At 63.8% G+C, this 19,647-nt stretch carries 13 protein-coding genes; 7 read left to right on the forward strand and 6 right to left on the reverse strand.

Going from position 1 to position 19,647, the window contains the following annotated elements; all coding sequences use genetic code 11:
* Positions 1 to 179: 179 nt before the first annotated feature.
* Entirely contained in the window at positions 180 to 830 is a 651-nt protein-coding gene (locus tag B5X69_RS04575) for a YqaA family protein (RefSeq protein ID WP_079637608.1), read from the forward strand.
* A gap of 93 nt (positions 831 to 923) precedes the next feature.
* Here the strand turns inward: B5X69_RS04575 and B5X69_RS04580 are convergent, their stop codons facing one another.
* The 6 genes from B5X69_RS04580 to B5X69_RS04605 all read right to left on the reverse strand — a co-directional run bounded on the left by B5X69_RS04580 (position 924) and on the right by B5X69_RS04605 (position 10,389).
* The gene (locus B5X69_RS04580; protein ID WP_079637523.1) at positions 924 to 1,469 is read right to left on the reverse strand and encodes a VOC family protein; all 546 of its coding nucleotides are present in this window, start codon (positions 1,467 to 1,469) and stop codon (positions 924 to 926) included.
* Positions 1,470 to 1,562: 93 nt separating this feature from the next.
* A complete protein-coding gene (gene hppD / locus B5X69_RS04585; RefSeq protein ID WP_079637524.1) occupies positions 1,563 to 2,648 on the reverse strand; it encodes a 4-hydroxyphenylpyruvate dioxygenase in 1,086 nt (361 codons plus the stop codon).
* 143 nt (positions 2,649 to 2,791) lie between these two features.
* Entirely contained in the window at positions 2,792 to 4,672 is a 1,881-nt protein-coding gene (locus tag B5X69_RS04590) for an ABC-F family ATP-binding cassette domain-containing protein (RefSeq protein ID WP_079637525.1), read from the reverse strand.
* A 43-nt stretch (positions 4,673 to 4,715) separates the two neighbouring features.
* Positions 4,716 to 5,645, reverse strand: a complete 930-nt coding sequence (locus B5X69_RS04595) for a DUF4886 domain-containing protein (RefSeq protein ID WP_079637526.1) — start codon at positions 5,643 to 5,645, stop codon at positions 4,716 to 4,718.
* A gap of 246 nt (positions 5,646 to 5,891) precedes the next feature.
* Positions 5,892 to 8,885: a TonB-dependent receptor plug domain-containing protein gene (locus B5X69_RS04600; protein WP_342745788.1), complete on the reverse strand. Its 2,994-nt coding sequence runs from the start codon at positions 8,883 to 8,885 to the stop codon at positions 5,892 to 5,894.
* 166 nt (positions 8,886 to 9,051) lie between these two features.
* Positions 9,052 to 10,389 (reverse strand): dicarboxylate/amino acid:cation symporter, encoded by a 1,338-nt coding sequence (locus tag B5X69_RS04605; protein ID WP_079637528.1) that lies wholly within the window; start codon positions 10,387 to 10,389, stop codon positions 9,052 to 9,054.
* A 219-nt stretch (positions 10,390 to 10,608) separates the two neighbouring features.
* Here B5X69_RS04605 and B5X69_RS04610 point away from each other — a divergent pair, with 219 nt between their 5' ends.
* The 6 genes from B5X69_RS04610 (at position 10,609) to B5X69_RS04635 (ending at position 19,527) form a co-directional block, all read left to right on the forward strand.
* Positions 10,609 to 12,417: a sensor histidine kinase gene (locus tag B5X69_RS04610; protein ID WP_079637529.1), complete on the forward strand. Its 1,809-nt coding sequence runs from the start codon at positions 10,609 to 10,611 to the stop codon at positions 12,415 to 12,417.
* Positions 12,414 to 13,781, forward strand: a complete 1,368-nt coding sequence (locus tag B5X69_RS04615; RefSeq protein WP_079637530.1) for a sigma-54-dependent transcriptional regulator — start codon at positions 12,414 to 12,416, stop codon at positions 13,779 to 13,781. Before B5X69_RS04610 ends, B5X69_RS04615 begins: the two co-directional genes overlap by 4 nt.
* Positions 13,782 to 13,875: 94 nt before the next feature.
* Positions 13,876 to 14,079, forward strand: a complete 204-nt coding sequence (locus B5X69_RS04620; protein WP_079637531.1) for a RidA family protein — start codon at positions 13,876 to 13,878, stop codon at positions 14,077 to 14,079.
* Complete coding sequence (locus tag B5X69_RS04625) at positions 14,076 to 15,020, forward strand: LysR family transcriptional regulator (RefSeq protein ID WP_079637532.1); 945 nt, start codon at positions 14,076 to 14,078, stop codon at positions 15,018 to 15,020. Before B5X69_RS04620 ends, B5X69_RS04625 begins: the two co-directional genes overlap by 4 nt.
* Before the next feature lie 165 nt (positions 15,021 to 15,185).
* Positions 15,186 to 16,409, forward strand: a complete 1,224-nt coding sequence (locus tag B5X69_RS04630) for an FAD-dependent oxidoreductase (RefSeq protein WP_281250918.1) — start codon at positions 15,186 to 15,188, stop codon at positions 16,407 to 16,409.
* A gap of 37 nt (positions 16,410 to 16,446) precedes the next feature.
* Positions 16,447 to 19,527 (forward strand): TonB-dependent receptor domain-containing protein, encoded by a 3,081-nt coding sequence (locus B5X69_RS04635; protein WP_176141515.1) that lies wholly within the window; start codon positions 16,447 to 16,449, stop codon positions 19,525 to 19,527.
* Positions 19,528 to 19,647: the final 120 nt, after the last annotated feature.

Raw genomic sequence — 19,647 nt, forward strand, 5'->3', positions numbered from 1 at the left:
CAGGGCAACGGGCGAACCTCCCTGGCGCGATGCGCACAGCGCATGCGGCCCCGCCTCATGACTGGGCGAGGAGACATGCTGGGGCTTTATTTCGCCAGACGCGAGCGGCATAGGGGGCGGGAGGTCATCCTGACCCGGCGACAAGGAGCAGCATGACCGCCACCCCGCGCAACAAGTCCATGATCCAGAACCTCTATAACTGGACCATGGAGAAGTCGGCTCACCCCCACGCCGAATTTTGGCTCGCCCTCGTCTCCTTCGTCGAGGCGAGCTTTTTTCCCATCCCCCCGCACCCCATGCTCGGGCTGATGTGCCTCGCCAATCCCCAGAAGGCCGTGCGCTATGCGCTCGTCTGCACGCTCGCCTCGGTGGCAGGCGGCGTGCTTGGTTACGCCATCGGCTTCTTCCTCTATGAGAGCGTCGGTCTCTGGCTGCTCGGTGTGCTGGGTCTCGCCGAGGCCTTTCCGTCTGCAGCCTGCTATCTTCGTGACTATGGTGCCGAAATCATCTTGGTGAAGGGCGCAACACCCATCCCCTTCAAGCTGCTGACGATCACCGCCGGCTTCATCCACATGAACTTCTGGACCTTTCTGTGGGCGAGCCTCGCCAGCCGCGCTTTCTCTTTCATGCTCGTGGGCATCTTGTTCCGGTTGTTCGGGGCGCCGATCAAGGCGTTCATCGACAAATATCTCGCCTGGGTCGCGGGAGGATTTCTGGTCGCGGTAGTGGCAGGGTTTCTGGTCGTGGGGGCCCTGTCAGGCGGCGGCGAAAAGACCGCCGACAAGTGCAGCGGTGCAACGCTCGAAAGCATCGGGCTCGACCGAAACTAGCCCTTTGAGTCGAGCAAGCTCGAGACGCGCCGAACGCAAACATCTCATGTCGGTTGACTTCGCTTGATGCGAGGTGGGCCAGGCCCGCGATCTTTATTCGTTCGCCTGCTGATGCAGCCAGTCGGCGTGGCGTGGCGCCTTCTTGGTTCGGCTCCATTCCTCGAGCATCAGCGGCGCGACGCGCCGCAGCTCGGAATATTGTTCGTCGGTGCCGATGTCGCACGCGAGCTCGATCCGGTGCCCATTGGGGTCGAAGAAATAGATCGACTTGAAAATGCCGTGATGCGTAGGGCCGAGGACTTCGACCCCGTTCGCTTCAAGATGCGCTTTTGCCGCGACCAGCTCGTCATAGCTGCCGACCTTGAAGGCGAGGTGCTGGACCCAGGCCGGAGTATTTTCGTCGCGGCCCATGTGGGGCTGGTTCGGCAGTTCGAAGAATGCGAGGATATTGCCGCCGCCCGCGTCGAGAAAGACATGCATATAGGGGTCGTATTCGCCGGTCGACGGCACATGATCCTCGGCAAAGGCGGTCGTATAGGTCATGCCGAGCATGCGCTCATACCATTCCACGGTTTCTTTGGCGTCCTTGCAGCGGTAGGCGGCGTGGTGAACGCCGCCCAGTCTGACGGGACTTTTCATGGGGCTCGTCATTCTACACCTTCCGCTCTTGCTGAGCTTGTTGAAGCATCTCCCTTGGCCCACCCCGCGACTGCTTGAGGGTGAGCGGATGGATCAGGCGTCCTCCTTGACCTCAAGCGCACCGCGGCGGATCTGGTCGAGTTCCATCGACTTGAACAGCGCGGTGAAATTACCCTCGCCGAAGCCTTCGTCCTTCTTGCGCTGGATAAATTCGAAGAAAACGGGACCGATCACCGTCTGGCCGAAAATCTGGAGCAGCAGCCGGGGGTCACCTTCGGTCGTCGAGCCGTCGAGCAGGATACCGCGCCCCTTCAGCTCCTCGACCGGCTCGCCATGTCCCGGCAATCGCTCGTCGAGCATCTCGTAATAGGTTTCAGGCGGTGACGGCGCGAAGGGATTGCCGAGCGCCTTCAGCTTGTCCCACGAGGCGCAGAGGTCGTCGCACGCAAAGGCGATATGCTGGATACCCTCGCCATTATAGGCGCGCAGATATTCCTCGATCTGGCCGCCTCCGCCCGCGCCTTCCTCGTTCAACGGAATACGAATCTTGCCGTCGGGCGCCGTCATCGCCTTCGACGTCAGACCGGTATATTCGCCCTTGATATCGAAATAGCGAATCTCGCGGAAGCCCGCGATGCGCTCGTAAAAGGCGGCCCAATGCGCCATGCGTCCGCCGTACACATTGTGCGTCAGATGATCGATCACCTTCAGCCCCGCGCCGACGGGATGGCGATCGACGCCGTCTTCATAGACGAAGTCGATATCGTAAATGCTAAGGTCGTCGCCGTAGCGGTCGATCAGATAGATGATCGAGCCGCCGATGCCACGGATCGCGGGCAGACGCAGTTCCATCGGACCGGTGCGCACCTCGACCGGCTCAGCGCCGCGCTCGACCGCCTCGGCATAGGCCTTTGCGGCGTCGCGGCAGCGCCAGCCCATGCCGCATGCCGACGGGCCGTGCTCGGCTGCAAAATAGGCGGCGGGCGACTTCGGCTCATAGTTGGCGATCAGGTTGATGTCGCCCTGGCGCCAAAGCTGCACGTCCTTCGAGCGATGGCGCGCGATGCAGGTGAAGCCCATGCGCTCGAATACCGGCTCGAGAATCCCCTTTTCGGGCGCTGAGAATTCGACGAACTCAAAGCCGTCGAGCCCCAGCGGATTTTCGAACAGATCGGCCATGGTCAATCCCTCATATGGTTTCAAATGAAACTATTATGAGGGTTAAGGGGCAGCAAGTCAATGCCGTCGCAGGCAGGGCGACCTGGCTGGAGAAACAGCATCTTGCGTCACCCGGCAGGATGGAATGTGGCGAAACAGCAGGATCAGGCGGCTGCTTCCAGCGCTTCCAAGGCATCCATCCACGCCGCCTCGACGCTTTCGAGCTCTGAAGCAAGCTTGCCGCGGCGCTGCGCGAGGTCGCCCATCGTGAGCTTTGCGAGTGCAGATTCAGCGCTCGCGGGATCGAACATCGCCCGGTCGATCGCCGAAATCCGCGCCGAAAGCTTCGCAGCCTGCGCCTCAAGATCTTTCGCCGACTTGCGCAGCGCCGCCTGGGCCTCGCGCGCTTTCGCCGCCTCCTGCCGTGCAAGCTTGGCGTCCTTCGGCTTCGCGGGCGCCGTCTTCACATCCTCGTTCGCGGCCCTGCCGAGGATGAAGGCAACATAATCGTCCATGTTGCCATCAAAGTCGCTCGCGGTCCCGCCATCGACGAGCACCAGCCGATCGGCGGCGAGTTCGAGCATGTGACGGTCGTGGCTGACAATGAGAACGGCGCCCTCAAAGCCATTGAGTGCCTGCACCAGCGCCTCGCGCGCGTCGACATCGAGGTGGTTGGTCGGCTCGTCGAGGATGAGAAGGTGCGGTGCATCGCGCGTGATCAGCGCGAGCGCGAGCCGCGCGCGCTCCCCGCCCGACAGCTTGCCGACCTCGGTCGTCGCCCTGGCCCCCGAAAAGCCGAAGCGTCCCAGCTGCGCGCGCACGGCGCCCGGCGTTTTCCCGGCCATCACCCTTGTCATGTGACCAAGCGGCGTATCGCTGCCGTCGAGCTCCTCGACCTGATACTGCGTGAAATAGCCGACGCGCATCTTGGCCGACGCGGCCATGGCGCCGTCCTCGGGTTGCAGCTGCGCCGCAAGCAGCCGCGCGAGCGTCGTCTTGCCATTGCCGTTGCGTCCCAGGAGCGCGATGCGATCGTCGGGGTCGATGCGCAGGTTGAGGCGGCTGAGCACGGGTTCCCCGGGTCTATAGCCGACGCTGGCAAGGTCGAGCGTGATGAGAGGCGGCCTCAGCCCGTCGGCGGGGCTTGGAAAATCGAAAACCAGGCTGGGGTCTTCGGCGATCGCGGCGACCGGCTGCATGCGCGCGAGCTGTTTGGCGCGCGATTGGGCCTGCTTCGCGGTCGAGGCACGAGCACTGTTGCGCGCGATATAGTCCTGGAGCTTGGCGCGCTGCGCGTCCTGCGCCGCCTTGGCAGCGGCGAGCTGTGCCGCGCGTTCGGCGCGCTGGCGCTCGAACGCATCGTAGCCGCCCGGATAGAGCGTCACCTTGCCGCCCTCCAGATGCAGGATATGATCGACGACATTGTTGAGCAGGTCGCGCTCGTGACTGATCACAACGAGCTGCCCCGGATAACTGCGCAGGAAGCTTTCGAGCCACATCGTGGCTTCAAGGTCGAGGTGGTTCGATGGCTCGTCGAGCAGCAGCAGATCGGGGTTCGAGAAAAGGAGTGCCGCGAGCGCAACGCGCATCTTCCACCCACCCGAAAAACTGTCGAGCGGCCGGCCCTGCATCTCTTCGTCGAACCCGAGGCCGATAAGGATGCGCGCCGCCCGCGCCGGCGCGGCATAGGCATCGATCGCGATCAACCGCTCGTGAATGTCGCCCAGCCGGTCGGGGTCTGTGACCGTTTCGGACTGCGCAAGCAGCTCGGCGCGTTCGGTATCGGCTGCAAGGACAGTCTCGAAAGGCGTCGCGGTTCCGCTTGGCGCTTCCTGCGCAATATAGCCGATACGCGTCTTGCGCGGCATCTCGATGCCGCCCTCGTCCGGTTCGAGGCTGCCGATCATCGCCTTCATCAGCGTCGATTTGCCCGCGCCGTTACGGCCGATCAGTCCCGTCCGGCTCTTCGCCGGCAGGCTCGCGCTCGCGCGGTCGAGGATGGTGCGCCCACCGAGGCGCACGGTCAGGTCGTTGATCGTCAGCATGGGCGCGCCGCCTAGCACGGAGCGCCGTGAAGCCCAAGTGCGATCACTCTTCGGTGAGCCGCGCTCCTTCGGCCGCCAGCGTATCCCGGGCCACGCGCTGAAGCGCCGCGGCCTGCGCCTCGGAGAGGCCAAGCTCGTCGGCCGCCTTTTCCTTCGCGCCGAGCGTCGTCGGATCGATGCCCGTTACCGCGCCGAAGGTCACCAGGGCGGAGAGATAATAGCCCGCGACACTCGCGTGATAATGATCATAGGCCCAAAGATCGAGCTGGTCATAGGCGATGCCGTCATAAGGGTTGGGGTCGGCGACGCCTTGCGCCATCGCTCGGTTCCACGCCTGTCCCACGGGAAGCACCCCCCTGACGCCCCGCGTCGCGGCGCGGGCACCGTCAGCGGCGGCGCGCAGGTCGTTGGCCATCGCGGCGACCGGCCGGCCATACCAGTGCCCCTGGGGACGGTAGATTTGGTCGGCGCGCGTCCAGGCCGCCACCAGCCGGATATCGACCGCCGGATTGCGCGCGCGGAAGAGCGAGGTCAGCCGCGCCACATCGCGCAGATAATGGGCAGTGTCGCCTGGCTTGTCGCGGTTGAGGACGCTGAGCTCCTGCAGGACGACCACGTCCCAGGAACGGTCGAACAGGGCACGGCGCTTATCATAATGAAAGCCAAGCGTCTTGCCGCCCTGCGTCTCGAGGCTGACGGCATAGTCGAGTCCCATCTGGTCGCAGAACAGCTTGAAGAGGGCCGGCACGCCGCCATAGCCCGCGCCATTGAGGTCGGTGACCGTGCCCGCGCGCCAGTTGCGAGCCGCCGAGTGCGCGCCCTGGGTGAAGCTGTTGCCGATAAACAGGATCGTGCGCGGAGCCACGGCCTTTTGCGTGACGGGCGCCGGCGTCGCCTGCTGCGCCCTAGCCACCGGCGTCATGGCGAGCATGACTGAAACGATCAGGAGCCCGATATCCCTTCGATACGTCATAACCTGCTCCCTAATTGCCGAGCCGCTTCATGGCTGCGAGCCGCTTGCAGAAACTTCTTCCCCGCCTACCCGAAGCGATGCAGACGCCGTCCACGACGCCGCCATTCCATACTCGCCATGCGGGGCGGCGCTGGCGGGCGCCGACCGGGCGCGCACCCTGCCAGCACCAGCAGCGCCGCCGCCGCGATGGCCTTCGCGGGTCCAGTGGATGCAGCCCGCGAAGCTGAAAAGCGAAGATGCCCTGCATCAGAATTTCACCGTTGCCCCGACGTAGAAGCGGCGACCGGCGATATCATATACGCCGTTCTGGTTGGTCAGCCGTCCGCTTTCGGTACCGGTGGGGAGGAACGGGCTGGTCGAATCGAAAAGATTGTTCACCCCGCCATAAAGGCGGAACTTCTGGCCGCCACTATCTACGTCGAACGAGAGGAACAGGTCATGCTCCCAGACATCGCCGATGAACAAATAGGTCGGAACCTCTGCGCCGGCATTGGTTTCAAGCAGAGCGCGATAGCGGTCGAGCAACTGGTTGCTATCGTTGATCTTGCCATAATAGGTCGTCGTCCAGCGGATGCGGAAATTGTCGAGCCTCCAGCTTAGCGAGCCTCGTGCGCGATATTTGAAACTACCGTTGGCAAGGTCGCCCGCAAGGTCGTTGGTGACGGTGCCGTCGATCCCGGCGAAGCTCACCTTCTGGTTCAATATATGCGTGCCGTCGTAGCGCAGATCGAAGCGTCCCGGGATCCCGAGCGCGTCGTCGAGGCGGAATCGATAGTTGAGCGCGATATCGATTCCCGAGGTATCGAAGCGCGCCAGATTGACCTGCCGCTGAATCAGCTCGACAATCTGGCCATTGTTCGGATTGCGCGTGATGTCGGCGCAAAAGGGATTGTCCGCCTGCGGAACGTCGGTGTCATAGCATTGCAGCTGGATGTCGAGGTTGGAATAGGCGTCGATCGCATCGCGTATCTTGATGTCGTAATAGTCGACGGCGAGACTCAGTCCGGGCAGGAAGCGCGGCGCGAAAACGGCCCCGAGCGTCAGCGTGTCGGCCGTTTCCTCCTTGAGGTCAGAGTTTCCCGCATTGGGGCTGAACAGATTGCCGCCAACCTGCTCGTAGCGCTGCGTCACGCCTTCGAGCGCCTGCTGTGTGTAGAGCGCCTGTATCCCCGGATCGAGGCGGCAATTCGCTGCGATACGGCCCGTGGTCGTCGGTCGCACACCGTCGCAGATGTCGGTCGCGGCTTCAAAATTGCCGCGCGGCGGGGAAAATAGTTCAGCGATATCGGGTGCGCGCTGCGCCCGCGCAAACTGGGCGCGGAACCGGATGGCCTCGATCGGGGCATATTGCGCGCCGGCGCGCCAGCTGAACACCGTTCCCACGCGGTCGATGTCGTAATGTGCGACGCGCGCGGAGGCATCGAGGCTCAGCAGATGTGCGCCCGGCACCTCTCTGAGCAGCGGAACGCTGATCTCGCCATAGCCTTCGATCGCGCTGATCGACCCTGAAAAATTGGGCACCGCATTGCCCGTTGTCCCGCCCGCCTGAGACAGTACATCGCCGCGCAGCAATTGGCTGTCCTTGCGCCAGTCGACGCCAAAAGCGGCCCCAACCGGCCCCGCCGGCAGGGTGAAGAGGTCGCCGGTGACAAAGGCCTGTCCTGTATACTGGCGGATTGTCAGATTCTGGTGCAGGTCGGCACGGATCCACGCCGCGGCTTCGGGCGTGATCGCGCCTTCGCCGAACAGGTTGACCGGAACGCAGCCCTCGGCGCGCGCATCGGCGTTGACGCAGCGCGGATTGCCGTCAGGCCCCTCTTCGGCGTTGAGACCCTCGATCAGGTGCCGGGCGTTGATTTCGTTTCGCCGCCACTGGTCCTGCTTGTACTGGCCATAGCCGAAACTCGCCTCCCACCGCCAGCTGTCAGACAATTTTCCGCGCAATCCGATCCAACTGCGCAGCGTCTGACGCTTGTTCTCGGTGATCTGGCCCCCGACTTCGTCGAACCGGCGGTCCCAGGCGATACCCACGCCGGTCGACGGTGTCTCGCGCCCGCCCAGTTCCGGCGGGACAAAGGGATTACACGGCCCGTTCCGAAGGCACGGGATCTTTCCATATTCATATTCCTGGGTGATGCCGCTGACGGGATCGGTCAGCGGAAAGGTCGAATCCCAGCCGATTCCCACGGCCTCGCGCGTCTCGCCCGAATCGACACGCGAATATTGCGCCTGCGCAAAGCCCTCGAGCGCGTCGGAAAACTCATAATCGAGCTTCGCCGCCGCAAGATAACGCTTGCGCGCCAGGATCAGCGACCGGCCCATGCGCTGGTTGTAGCCGTCGCGGTTGGGCAGGAAATAGCCGGTATTGCCATTGTCGGTCGTGCCGATTTCAATCGGTTCACCCGTCTGCACGTCCGGCCCCAAGGGTACCATCTGACCATCCCGGTAGAAGCGATCGCGCGACGAATTGGCGCCCGAAAAGACGCCGCCTGGAATGAAGCTGCTGAGGTCGCTGTATATATTTGGGGGGAAGGTCGACGCGGGCTGCTGACCGCTGGTGAGCCCGCCGCTATTGTTCACATAATAGGTATCGAACATGTTCTGGCCGGTTTCAAAATCATAGCTGTAGCCGATCGGCCGTACCGCCCATTCGCGGTCGGTCGCGCGAATGCCCCAGTCACGATCGTACGTGCCGCTGATCAGGAAATAGCCCCGGCGATCGGCGAAGCGCGTGCCCCAGGTCGCGCCCAGCGTCAATTCCTGCCCGTCGCCCCGGCTGGTGAGTCCTGTGCGGGCGCGCAGCATCAGCCCCCGCTCGTTCTTCTTGGTGATAATGTTGACGACGCCCGCGACGGCATCCGACCCGTAGATGGACGAAGTGCCGCCGGTGATGATCTCGACCCGGTCGATGAAATCGCTGGGGATGGTCGAAAGGCTGACCAGATTGGTGATGCCCGAGTTCGACACGGTGCGCCGGCCATCGACGAGCACAAGCGTGCGGTTGTCCCCCAGACCGCGCAGCTGAATCGACGAAAGCCCCGAATTCTGCGTGTTGCCGGTGACGGTCGCATCATTGGTGGTCGAGGTGAGTTGTGGCAGGTCGGCGAGCGTCTCACTGAGTTCGCTGTCGCCTGATTCGAGCAGCTCGTCACGCGTCACCGCGACGGTAGGCGCGGCGGTATCATATGTCTCGCGCGCGATGCGGCTGCCGGTGACGATGATCTCGCCGGCATCAGCGATTGCGTCCGCGCTCGCAGCGCCCGCCGGCGCTTCCTGGGCGGCGAGGGGCGGCTGGAACGCGGCTCAAAGAATCAGCGCCGAATAGCTGCTGTGGCGGGCCCAGCGACCTTTGGTCGAAATCATTGTCTCTCTCCCCATATCCTGTTGGTGGTGGACTCTGCAGGTCTCAATCCATGTCTGTTTCGATGGGACGGGCCGCGAGCCCGGGCGCGGGTTCGACGCGGAGCGCGCGGTCGAGTGCGTCGCGGTCGAGCGCATTTTCCCACATCGCGACGACGATCGCCGCGAGGGCGTTGCCGATGAAATTGGTGAGCGCGCGGCATTCACTCATGAACCGGTCGATGCCGAGGATCAGCGCCAGCCCCGCTACGGGGACAGAGGGAACCACCGACAGCGTCGCCGCGAGCGTGATGAAGCCCGCGCCGGTGACACCGGCAGCGCCCTTCGAACTCACCATTGCGACGAGCAGCAGCGCAACCTGTTCGCCAAGGCTCAGCTGGATGCCCGTCGCCTGCGCAACGAAAAGCGCGGCGAGCGTCATATAGATGTTGGTGCCGTCGAGGTTGAAGCTGTAGCCGGTTGGCACGACCATGCCGACGACCGGCTTGGCACAGCCCGCGCGTTCGAGCTTCTCGATCAGGCTCGGCAGCGCCGCTTCCGATGAGGAGGTTCCCAGTACGAGCAGCAGTTCGGCTTTGAGGTATGCGATCAGGCGTATGATCGAAAATCCGCAGAGCCGTGCCATCGCGCCGAGCACGACGACGACAAAGAATAGCGAAGTCAGATAAAAGGTCGCGATCAGTGCGCCAAGGTTCGCGAGCGAATCGACGCCATATTTGCCGATCGTGAAGGCCATGGCGCCGAACGCGCCGATCGGCGCGAAACGCATCAGCATCGCGACGATGTGGAAAAAGACGACCGAGACCTTGTCGAGAATCCCCAGCACCTGTTTCCCTGCCGCGCCGGTGCGCGAGAGCGCGAGGCCGAAGAGGATCGCGACGAACAGCGCCTGAAGGATCGAACCCGAGGTCAGCGACGATACAAATGTTTCCGGAATGATCGCGAGGAGGAAGCCCGTCAGCGTCGTCTCATGCGCCTTTTGCTTATATTCCGCGATCGCTCCGGCATCGAGGGTCGCCGGATCGATGTTCATCCCCGTCCCCGGCTGCACCACATTCGCGACCACCATTCCGACGACCAGCGCAAGTGTCGAGAAGAAGAGGAAATAGGCGAATGTCTTGATCGTCAGCCGGCCCAGCGTCTTGGCCTCGCCCACCGAGGCGATGCCGGTCGCAACGGTCAGAAAGATCACCGGCGCGATGATCGTCTTGACCAGCTTGATGAAGCCGTCGCCGAGCGGCTTCAAGGCGACGCCGATCTCGGGGAAGAAATGGCCGAGCAGCACGCCCGCGAAAATCGCGGTCAGCACCTGCACATAGAGGTGTGCCCACCAGGGGCGGTGCCGGATCGCTTCGCGCGGCGTCAAACTGATTGTGGCAGCCACAGCTTCTCCCTTGCTCCCTCGCGCCTGCAGCGCACGTCCGGCCGCTCCTCCGGATGTTGGGGAAGCCTAAGAGGGCCAAAGGTCCGGTCAAAGTCGGAAATGCAAAGAACTCATGCATTTGATTTCTATGGATAATATTGGATTTCCTTCGCCGCATCGGCGGAAGTTTGTGCGATTTTCCGCATAGCGCGTGTGATATTTGTGCTATATTTCACACAAATGCCTGCCGATGATTCGACCTTTCGGGCCCATCCTTCGTTCGATCGGCGCCGGCTGACGCTGGCGACACTGGCGGCCGCGCTTCTGCTCCTGATCGCCGCCGTCGGCCTCAACCAATGGGCGATCGGCCGGGCCCGGTCAGAGACCGATGCGCAGGCCCGTCAGAACGCCCGTGCGCATGCGAGCCTTCTCGAAAGCGAATTGCAGAAGTTCCGCCTGTTGCCGCGCGTCCTGACCGAATTTCCGGACGTCCGCCGCGCACTGGCGGACAAGAGCGCGGAGGCCTCGCGGCGTCTCGACGCCGAACTTGAACAGCTCGCGGCGCGCACCGATGCGGCGGTGATTTACGTCCTTGACGAAGGGGGCACCACGATCGCCGCGAGCAACTGGCGCACGCCGACCAGCTTCGTCGGCGAGAATTACAGGTTTCGCCCCTATTATCGGGACGCCATGGCTCTGGGCGAGGCCGAGCTGTTTGCCCTCGGCACCGTGAGCGGCCGCCCCGGCCTCTACCTTGCGCGTAAGGTCGCCCCCGAAGGCAAGGCGCTGGGCGTGATTGTGGTGAAGGTCGAGTTTGACCGGCTCGAGCGCAAATGGGCGGGCTCAGGCGGTGCCGCGCTGGTCACCGACAGTAGCGGCATCATCATCATGGCAAGCAACCCCGCGTGGCAGTTCCGCTCTCTCGATCCGCTGCCGGCGGCGGCGCGCGAACGCCTGCGGGCCTCGCTGCGCTATGGCGAACGCGCACTCGCGCCGCTCGGACTTCAGCGCCGCGGCAGCGACCTTCGCATCGCAAACGGCGACGGCGCAGCGCTTTATCGCCACGCGTCAGCGCGCATCTCGCTTCCCGGCACCACTTTGCACCAGTTTCAGCCGCTTGCGCCGGCGCGCGATGCCGCGACCGCCACCGCCCGCGTGATCTTTCTGGTCCTGTTGATCCTCGCCGGGGCAGCCATCATCACCCTGCTCCGCCTTGTCGAACGGCAGGCGATGCGCCAAGCTGCACATCAAGCGCTCGAACGCGAGGTCGCGGCGCGAACGCAGGATCTGCGCACGGCCAACGCTGAACTGCAACAGGCTTCCAAGTTGCAGCGCGAGACTGACCGCCGCTATCGCGCCGCACGCGAGGAGCTGGCCCAGGCAAGTCGGCTCGGCTCGATCGGGCAGATCACGGCAGGAGTCGCGCATGAAATCAATCAGCCAGTCGCAGCGATCCGCACCTATGCCGAGAATAGCCTGCGCTATCTCGATCGCGGCGAGGCGGATAAGGTGCGGGGCAATCTAGGCACCATCGTCGAGCTTACAGCACGCGTCGGCGCCATCACTGGCGAGCTGCGCAATTTCGCACGCAAGAAGCCGATGCCGCTGAGCGCTGTCGCAGTGCAGGCGGCGATCGAGGGCACAATGTTGCTCATTGGCGACCGGCTGCGCAGCCAGGGGATCATAATCGACATCGCGCTCGACGATCCCGATGCAAAGGTACAAGCCGACCGTGTCCGACTCGAACAGGTTCTTGTCAACCTGCTCCAGAATGCGGCCGAGGCGCTGCTCGAATCGCCGGCCCCCCGTCTTTCGCTCCGCGTACATGGAGAAGGCGCCATCTGCATCGATGTGTGCGACAACGGCCCCGGCGTACCGGCAGACCTCGTGCCGCAGCTCTTCACCCCCTTTGTGACCGGCCGCACCGACGGGCTCGGTCTGGGGCTCGCTATCGCGAGCCAGATCGTGGCCGACTTCGGCGGCAAATTGACGCTGATCAACTCGCCCCTCGGCGGTGCCGGTTTCCGGATGGAGCTCAGGCGCGCATGACCTTCTTCACCGACGAGCAGACGATCCTTTTCGTTGACGACGATCCGCAGCTTCGCGACGCGAACCTTCAGTCGCTTGATCTCGCGGGCTTGGCAGTCGAGGCTTTCGCCGATGCGGCGAACGTGCTGCCCCGCATCACGCGCGATTTTGCCGGCATTGTTATCTCCGACATCCGCATGCCAGCGATGGACGGACTGGAATTTCGCGCGGCGATCCACAAGGTCGATCCCGATATCCCTGTCATCCTGATCACCGGCCACGCTGACGTGCCGATGGCGGTCCGCGCGCTGCAGGACGGCGCCTTTGATTTTCTGGCCAAGCCCTTCGCCGCCGATCATCTGACGAGTTCGGCGCGACGCGCGCTCGCGCATCGGGCGCTGATCCTCGACAACCGCCGCCTCGTTGCCGCGGTCGCCGAGGTCGACAGTCCGCTGATCGGTGAAAGCGCAAGCATGACACGGCTGCGCGAAACCATTGCGCAGCTCGCGCAGGCGGATATCGACGTGCTGGTCGAAGGGGAGACCGGGACCGGCAAGGAACTTGTCGCACATATGATCCACCGGCAGAGCCGCCGCAGCGGCGGCGCGCTGGTTGCGGTCAACTGCGCCGCCCTGCCACAGGAACTCGCAGAGGCGGAGCTGTTCGGTAGCGATATCGTTGACCGCACGACCGGCAAGCTGGGCCACGCTGGCCGCATCCGCAGCGCGCATCGCGGAACGCTGTTTCTCGACGAGATCGACACGATGCATCCTGCCGTACAGGCCAAGCTGCTGCGCGTGATCGAGGAGCGCGAGGTGCAGCCGATCGGCGCCGCGGCGCCTGAGCCCGTCGACTTGCGCGTCATCGCCGCCACCAAGATCGACCTGATGGACGCGTTGCGCGCAGGGACCTTTCGCGAGGATCTTTATTACCGGCTGCATGTCGTCAAGCTTCGCATTCCGCCGCTGCGCGAGCGGCGTTCGGACATTCCGCAGACCTTTGCCTATTTCCTCGACGAGGCAGCGAGAAAAATGGGTTTGCCGGGATTTCGCATCGACGATCGGACCCGCCGCTATCTGGTCGAGCACGACTGGCCAGGGAATGTCCGCGAGCTCAAGAATTTCGCCTATAGCGTCGTTCTGAACCTGCCTTCGGACGCGAGCCGCGCGCCGCTCCAGGGCGAGATGACGCTCGCCGAGCGCGTCGCGCGCTTCGAAGCCGCAGTGATCCGCGACGCGATGACCGCATGCGGCGGCGACATCGCGCGGGCGATGTCAATCCTGGGAGTCCCGCGCAAAACGCTCTATGACAAGCTCGGCCGTCACGGCATCAGTCCGAAGGATTATCGCGAGGGGGCTTCTGGGCGCGGACTACGCCGCCCATAACTTCCCCCTATGGGGACCGGCCCCATTCTCCATATTCCCGTGGCGCCCTCTCGCATAGCGTCGCCGCGCCATCGCACGACCAGGGGGAACGATCATGACCATGCCGCCGCACTCGCCCGCCCGCTCCGCGGGTGCCCTCGTCTTCACTTCTATGACAGATCCTGCCCACGGCACCGCATTCAACGCCGCATATCGCCCATTCTTTGGCGAAGCTTGGCCCGCCCGCTCGACCGTGGTGTCGGCGCTGCTCGCTCCCGGTGCGCTGATCGAGGTCGAGGCGGTTGTGCTACAACAATGACCGCAAAGACGGTTGGCCCACAGCTATTGCGGGCTTACGGTGGCGGCATGCGGTTCCGCCAGATCGAAGTCTTCCACGCCGTTTACACCCACGGGTCGATCAGCGCCGCAGCGCGTGCGCTCGGCGTGTCGCAGCCATCGGTATCGAAAACGCTGCACCATGCCGAAGACAGCCTGGGATTTCCGCTGTTCCAACTCGCGCGCGGTCGCCTCGTACCTACCGATGAGGCTCATGCGCTGATGCGCGAAGCCGGCGACATATTCGAACGGCTCACATCGCTCCAGCACACGGCGCGCAACCTCTCACAGGCGGGGGGCGGGCATATCCGGCTCGGTATCGTGCCCAGCCTTGCGCTCGACATCGTTCCCCAGGCGATGGCGCAGTTTCGCCGCCAATGGCCGCGTGTCACCTTCGAGGTGCATACGCACCATCACGACGACCTCGTCCAGTCGCTGATCGAGCGCGAGACCGACATCGCGGTTGCCTACACCCCGCCTGCGCACCCGCGGCTGACGCGCTCGCTGCTCGCCGAGGGTGAGCTTGTCGTCTTCTTCCCCACCGGCGCCTTCAGAGAGGTTTGCGGGCGCCTGCCGCTGAGCGAACTCGCCGACCGCGACGTCATCGGCGTGGCGGCGACCGGACCGATCGGCGACGTTCTGACCCGCGCCGCCCGCGCGCGCGGGATCGCCTATCGCGAGTCGGTGTCGGTGCAGACCTTCTTCATCGCCGCCCGCCTCGCGCAGCTTGAAGGTGGGGTGACCGTGATCGACGAATTCACTGCGCGCGCCTGGCAGTCACCGGGGTACTGCTGGCTTCCGACCGATCCCGCGTTAGGATTCACAATCTCCTATGTTACGCTCGAAGACCGCCCGCCCTCGAAAGTCGCGCGGCAATTCCTGCGCACCCTTGAAGCGGTGCTCGAAAGCAGCCGCGCCGCGTAAGGCATAACCCGCGGCTATGGATGTCAAAAATATTGCGCGTTGGCGCAAGGCGACGGCTCAATATTCTCACCCCCGAAGGCCGGCAAAGATGATTTCCAGAAAGCCCGGCTAAAAAGGGGACCGGATTGAGGGATGCAGGCAGAAGACCGTCTGGACGAACCGCCTATGGCACGGCGGCAGAGGGACCTGCTTGTCGTCGGCGCGGGAGTCGTCGGGATGGCCAGCGCGCTTACGCTCGCCGAACGCGGGCACCGGGTCACCGTCATCGATGCTGGCGAGGAACCGGGGCGCGGGACGTCATTCGCCAACGGCGCACAGCTCAGCTATGCCTACACCGATGCACTCGCGAGCCCCGCGACGCTGACACAAATGCCGCGACTTCTCCTGGCGCTCGACCCCGCCTTTCGCTTGCATCCACGCTTCGACCCCGATTTTCTTCGATGGGGGCTCGCCTTTCTTCGCAACACAAGCGCGGCGCGATTTCGCCGCAACACGCTGGACGGCATGGCGCTCGCCTTTGAATCAAGGCGGGCCCTGCACGGCCTCGCCAAGCGGCACTCACTCGATTTTGGCCATGCCGTGCCTGGCAAGATGATCATCTACCGGTCAGCGAAGAGCTTTGCCGCTGCCGAACGCATTACCGCACTGAAAGCCGCCCACGGCGCAAGCCAGCGCCTTTTCGACGCCGACAAGGCCGTCGCGATCGAGCCGATGCTAGCTTCGATCCGCTCGGCGATCGCGGGCGCCGTCTACACCGACAGCGAAGAGGTCGGAGACCCCTATCGCTTCTGCGCTAGTGCAGCGGCCGCGCTCACAAAGACCGGCCGGGGAAAGATGCTTCTACGTACCGGCGTCGCACGGATCGATATCGCAGGCCCACGGCCCGCCGCGATCACGGATCGCGGCCACCGGATCGAGGCTGATCGCATCGTCCTGTGCGCAGGGCTTCGATCATCCGCTCTCGCGTGGCAGCTCGGGGCCCGCCTGCCTATCATCCCGATGAAGGGCTATTCGATCACCGCTCCTCTCGGCCCCGCGGCCCCGACCGTCAGCGTAACCGACGCTGCCAACCGCGTCGTCTTTGCGCGGCTCGGCGGCCGGATGCGCATTGCGGGTCTTGCCGAACTCGGGTGCCGCGACACGCGGATCGATCCCCGCCGGCTCGCCGCGCTGATCGGCAGCGCGCGCGCCGCGCTGCCCGAAGCGGCCGACTATGACGCCATCGAGGCGAACTGGGCCGGCCTCCGGCCGATGACACCGGATTCTCTGCCGATCACCCGGCCCATCGCGCACGGGGTGATCGCGAATACGGGTCACGGCGCATTGGGGTGGACCTACGCTGCGGGATCGGCGGAGCGCGTCGCCGCCATCGTCGATGGAGAGGATTGATCAGAATATTCGGCAAATCCAGGGAAGGGGCAGAATGATGAACAGGGGTCTTCGTATTTTCAGCCTGATGGGCGGCATTTCGCTCATCGCCAGCACGAGCGCCGCACTGGCGCAGGACAGTATTGAAGAGGGACAGCCGCAGATCGCGAGTGATGTGCAGGAAGCGGCGGGAAGCAATGATGACGAAATCATCGTCATCGGATCGCAGATCAAGGGCGCCGATGTAGCTGGATCGCTACCCGTCACGCTGCTCAACGAGGATGATATCGACGCGATCGCCGCAACGAGCGGTGACGAGCTGTTCCGAGCCATCCCTCAGGCAGGCGACGTTGCCTTCAACGAGAGCCGCGATGCGGGCGGGATCAACGACGCGCGCGGAGATGTGGCGTCGATCAACCTCCGCGCGCTCGGCACCGGCAATACGCTGGTTTTGCTCAACGGGCGCCGCATGGTCCTTCACCCCGGCACCCAGTCGGAGAATCTGGTCCCCGTGCAGAGCGTCAACACCAACACGATTCCCGTGCTTGGCGTCCGCCGGGTTGAGGTCCTCCTCGACGGCGCTGCTGCCGTTTATGGTTCGGACGCAGTCGCGGGCGTGATCAACACCGTCCTCAAGGATAATTTCAAGGGGCTTCGCGTGACGGGCGAGGTCGGCCTGACCGACGATTCGGATCAGCAGGAGTATGAGGTCGCATTCGAGGCTGGGCACAGCTTCAACGACGGGCGGACCAACATCTCGCTCTTCGGATCGTTCAACCACCGCGACCCGCTCTACGCCCGCGAACGCCGCAATTCGGCTTCGTCGGATTTGCGCCCGCTCGTCGTGGGCACGGCGTTTGAAGACGACAGCGATTTCGACAACACCTCGACCGACAGCATCTGGGGCGAGTTTCAGCGCCTGACCGGCAGCTATGCCCGGTCGACCACGACCGCGCGGATCGACGGTACCGCGCTGACCACCAATGGTATCTTCCACATCCAGCCCGATACGAACGATGGCTGCATTGCCGCGACGCCCTATGCCGGCACCTGCTGGGACAACAGCTCGCTGTCGACCGCCTCGACCGACAACAACCTGAAGTATAACATCAATGACCAGCGCACCGTACTGGGCCGAAACAACCGGCTGAACCTCTTTGGCTTCCTCAATCACGAGTTTGAGTCAGGATTGGAATTCTTCGCGGAGGCGGGCTGGTATCACTCGGATTATCGCGCTTATCGCGAGACGGAGACCGCGCTCGCGAGCCAGCGCCTGATCATCCCCGCCGACGGCTATTGGAACCCCTTCGGCCCGGTCGGCAGCCCCAACCGTATTCCCGGGCTAACCGGCGTGCAGGATTCGGGGGTCCCCATCGAACTGATCGACTACCGCCCGGTCGACGCCGGGCCAACGATCGTCAACGTCACGAATGACACCACACGCTTCCTCGCCGGGTTTCGCGGTCAAATCCTTGGCTTCGACTTCGACACCGCCGCCCTCTATTCGAAGGCGCGGACCAGGGACAGCATGCATAGCATTTCGATGACGCTGTTCCAGGAGGCGCTGTCGCGCCCGGGAGCCGACGCCTATAACCCGTTCAACGGGGGCGATCCGGCAGATCCCGGTCGTCGGGATTCGACCCCGAACCCCCAGAGCGTGATCGACAGCTTCATGGTCGACATCGGGCGTGTCAGCACCACGCAACTCGCGCTCGCCGATTTCAAGATCAGCAAGAATGACCTCTTCGTCCTGCCCGGCGGACGCGTCGGCATGGCGGCGGGCGTCGAGTTTCGCCACGAGACCTTCGCCGACAATCGCGACGATCGGCTCGACGGCACGATCGTCTTCACCGCCCTTGACGGATCGTCGAACGGCAGCGACGCAATGGGCGCCAGCCCAACGCCTGACAGCAAGGGCTCACGCGATGTCTTTTCGGCCTTCCTCGAGTTCGCGGTGCCGCTGGTGTCGCCCGAGATGAACGTTCCACTGATCCATTCGCTCGACCTGCAGCTCGCCGGACGCGCCGAATCCTATCAGGGCTTCGGATCGGTAGCGAAGCCGAAGGTCGCGCTGTCCTGGTACCCCTTTCCCAATTTCCAGCTCCGCGGCAGCTGGTCGCAGAGCTTTCGCGCACCCAACCTGCCGCAGCTGTTTGAAAATGGTATCCAGCGCTCGAATACGCGCACCGACTGGATCCGCTGCGAGGCCGATCGCCGTGCGGGCCGCATCACCAATTTCGACGACTGTACGCAGGGTCAGGGAATCGTCAGCAACCGGTCGGGCAGCAAGGAGCTCGACCCCGAAACGGCCGAAAACCTGTCTCTTGGAGCTACCTATCAGTTCGACATGGGTCAGCACGGGCGCCTCACCTTTACGGCCGACTATTGGGAAATCCGCCAGAAGAATGTCATTGGCCTCTTCGGCGACGCCAATGCGCTGGTCCTCGACTATCTGCTGCGGCTCCAGGGTTCGTCTAACCCCAATGTCGAGCGGATCGATCCGACCCCGCAGAACATTTCCGATTTCGATGGCACCGGCATCGCGCCCGTTGGCGACGTCATCCAGGTGATCGACAATTACACCAACCTCAGCCCGCGAACAGTGCGCGGCATCGATCTTGGCCTCTACTATCAGATCCGCGACACAGGCGTCGGCAATTTCAGCCTCCGCGTCAACGCTGCGCGGCTCATCGATTTCTATCAGGCTCCCGGGCCGCTGCAGCAGTCGCTGCTCGATGCGCAAGTATCGGGCGAGATCGATCCGACGATCAACATCACGGGTGCGGAGAGTCTGGTCGAGCAAAATGGCCGCCCCAAATGGCGCGGGTCGGGCAGCCTGACCTGGCGCTATAAGGGATGGGGCGCCGGCTACTACGCGTCCTATGTCGGACCCGTCAACGACACGTCCGCCTCGCTTGCCGACGGCAGACGTTTCCGCGTCGGCGACCATATGACGCACAGCTTCTATATTCAGTACGAGCCCGAAAAGGGCCTGCTGAAGGACACCCGCTTCCGCATCGGCGCGCGCAATATCTTCAACAAGCTCGCGCCGCTGGCCGACGGAACCTACGGTTATATCGGCGACCTCTACAGCAACCGGGGCCGTCAGATCTACGCGTCGATCAGCAAGCGCTTTTGATCGCGCGACGCTGCACTGGGTCGCGGTGCGCGCCCGCCGTTCGATCTTCTGCAAGGAAGCGAAGGGCGGGCGCCGAACCGGCCAAAGTTTGAAGCAGAATCCGCCGCAGAGCGGACGATA

Origin of the sequence: Sphingopyxis flava, assembly GCF_900168005.1 — a bacterium.
In the GTDB taxonomy this organism is placed as follows: Bacteria; Pseudomonadota; Alphaproteobacteria; order Sphingomonadales; family Sphingomonadaceae; genus Sphingopyxis; species Sphingopyxis flava.

Bases quoted from the DNA above. Each gene is read 5' to 3' on its own strand.
- B5X69_RS04635 (WP_176141515.1), top strand. From the start codon at position 16,447: ATGAACAGGGGTCTTCGTATTTTCAGCCTGATGGGCGGCATTTCGCTC.
- B5X69_RS04575 (WP_079637608.1), top strand. From the start codon at position 180: ATGATCCAGAACCTCTATAACTGGACCATGGAGAAGTCGGCTCACCCC.
- B5X69_RS04610 (WP_079637529.1), top strand. From the start codon at position 10,609: ATGCCTGCCGATGATTCGACCTTTCGGGCCCATCCTTCGTTCGATCGG.
- hppD (WP_079637524.1), bottom strand. From the start codon at position 2,648: ATGGCCGATCTGTTCGAAAATCCGCTGGGGCTCGACGGCTTTGAGTTC.
- B5X69_RS04630 (WP_281250918.1), top strand. From the start codon at position 15,186: ATGGCACGGCGGCAGAGGGACCTGCTTGTCGTCGGCGCGGGAGTCGTC.
- B5X69_RS04590 (WP_079637525.1), bottom strand. From the start codon at position 4,672: ATGCTGACGATCAACGACCTGACCGTGCGCCTCGGTGGGCGCACCATC.
- B5X69_RS04580 (WP_079637523.1), bottom strand. From the start codon at position 1,469: ATGAAAAGTCCCGTCAGACTGGGCGGCGTTCACCACGCCGCCTACCGC.
- B5X69_RS04620 (WP_079637531.1), top strand. From the start codon at position 13,876: ATGACCATGCCGCCGCACTCGCCCGCCCGCTCCGCGGGTGCCCTCGTC.
- B5X69_RS04615 (WP_079637530.1), top strand. From the start codon at position 12,414: ATGACCTTCTTCACCGACGAGCAGACGATCCTTTTCGTTGACGACGAT.
- B5X69_RS04625 (WP_079637532.1), top strand. From the start codon at position 14,076: ATGACCGCAAAGACGGTTGGCCCACAGCTATTGCGGGCTTACGGTGGC.
- B5X69_RS04595 (WP_079637526.1), bottom strand. From the start codon at position 5,645: ATGACGTATCGAAGGGATATCGGGCTCCTGATCGTTTCAGTCATGCTC.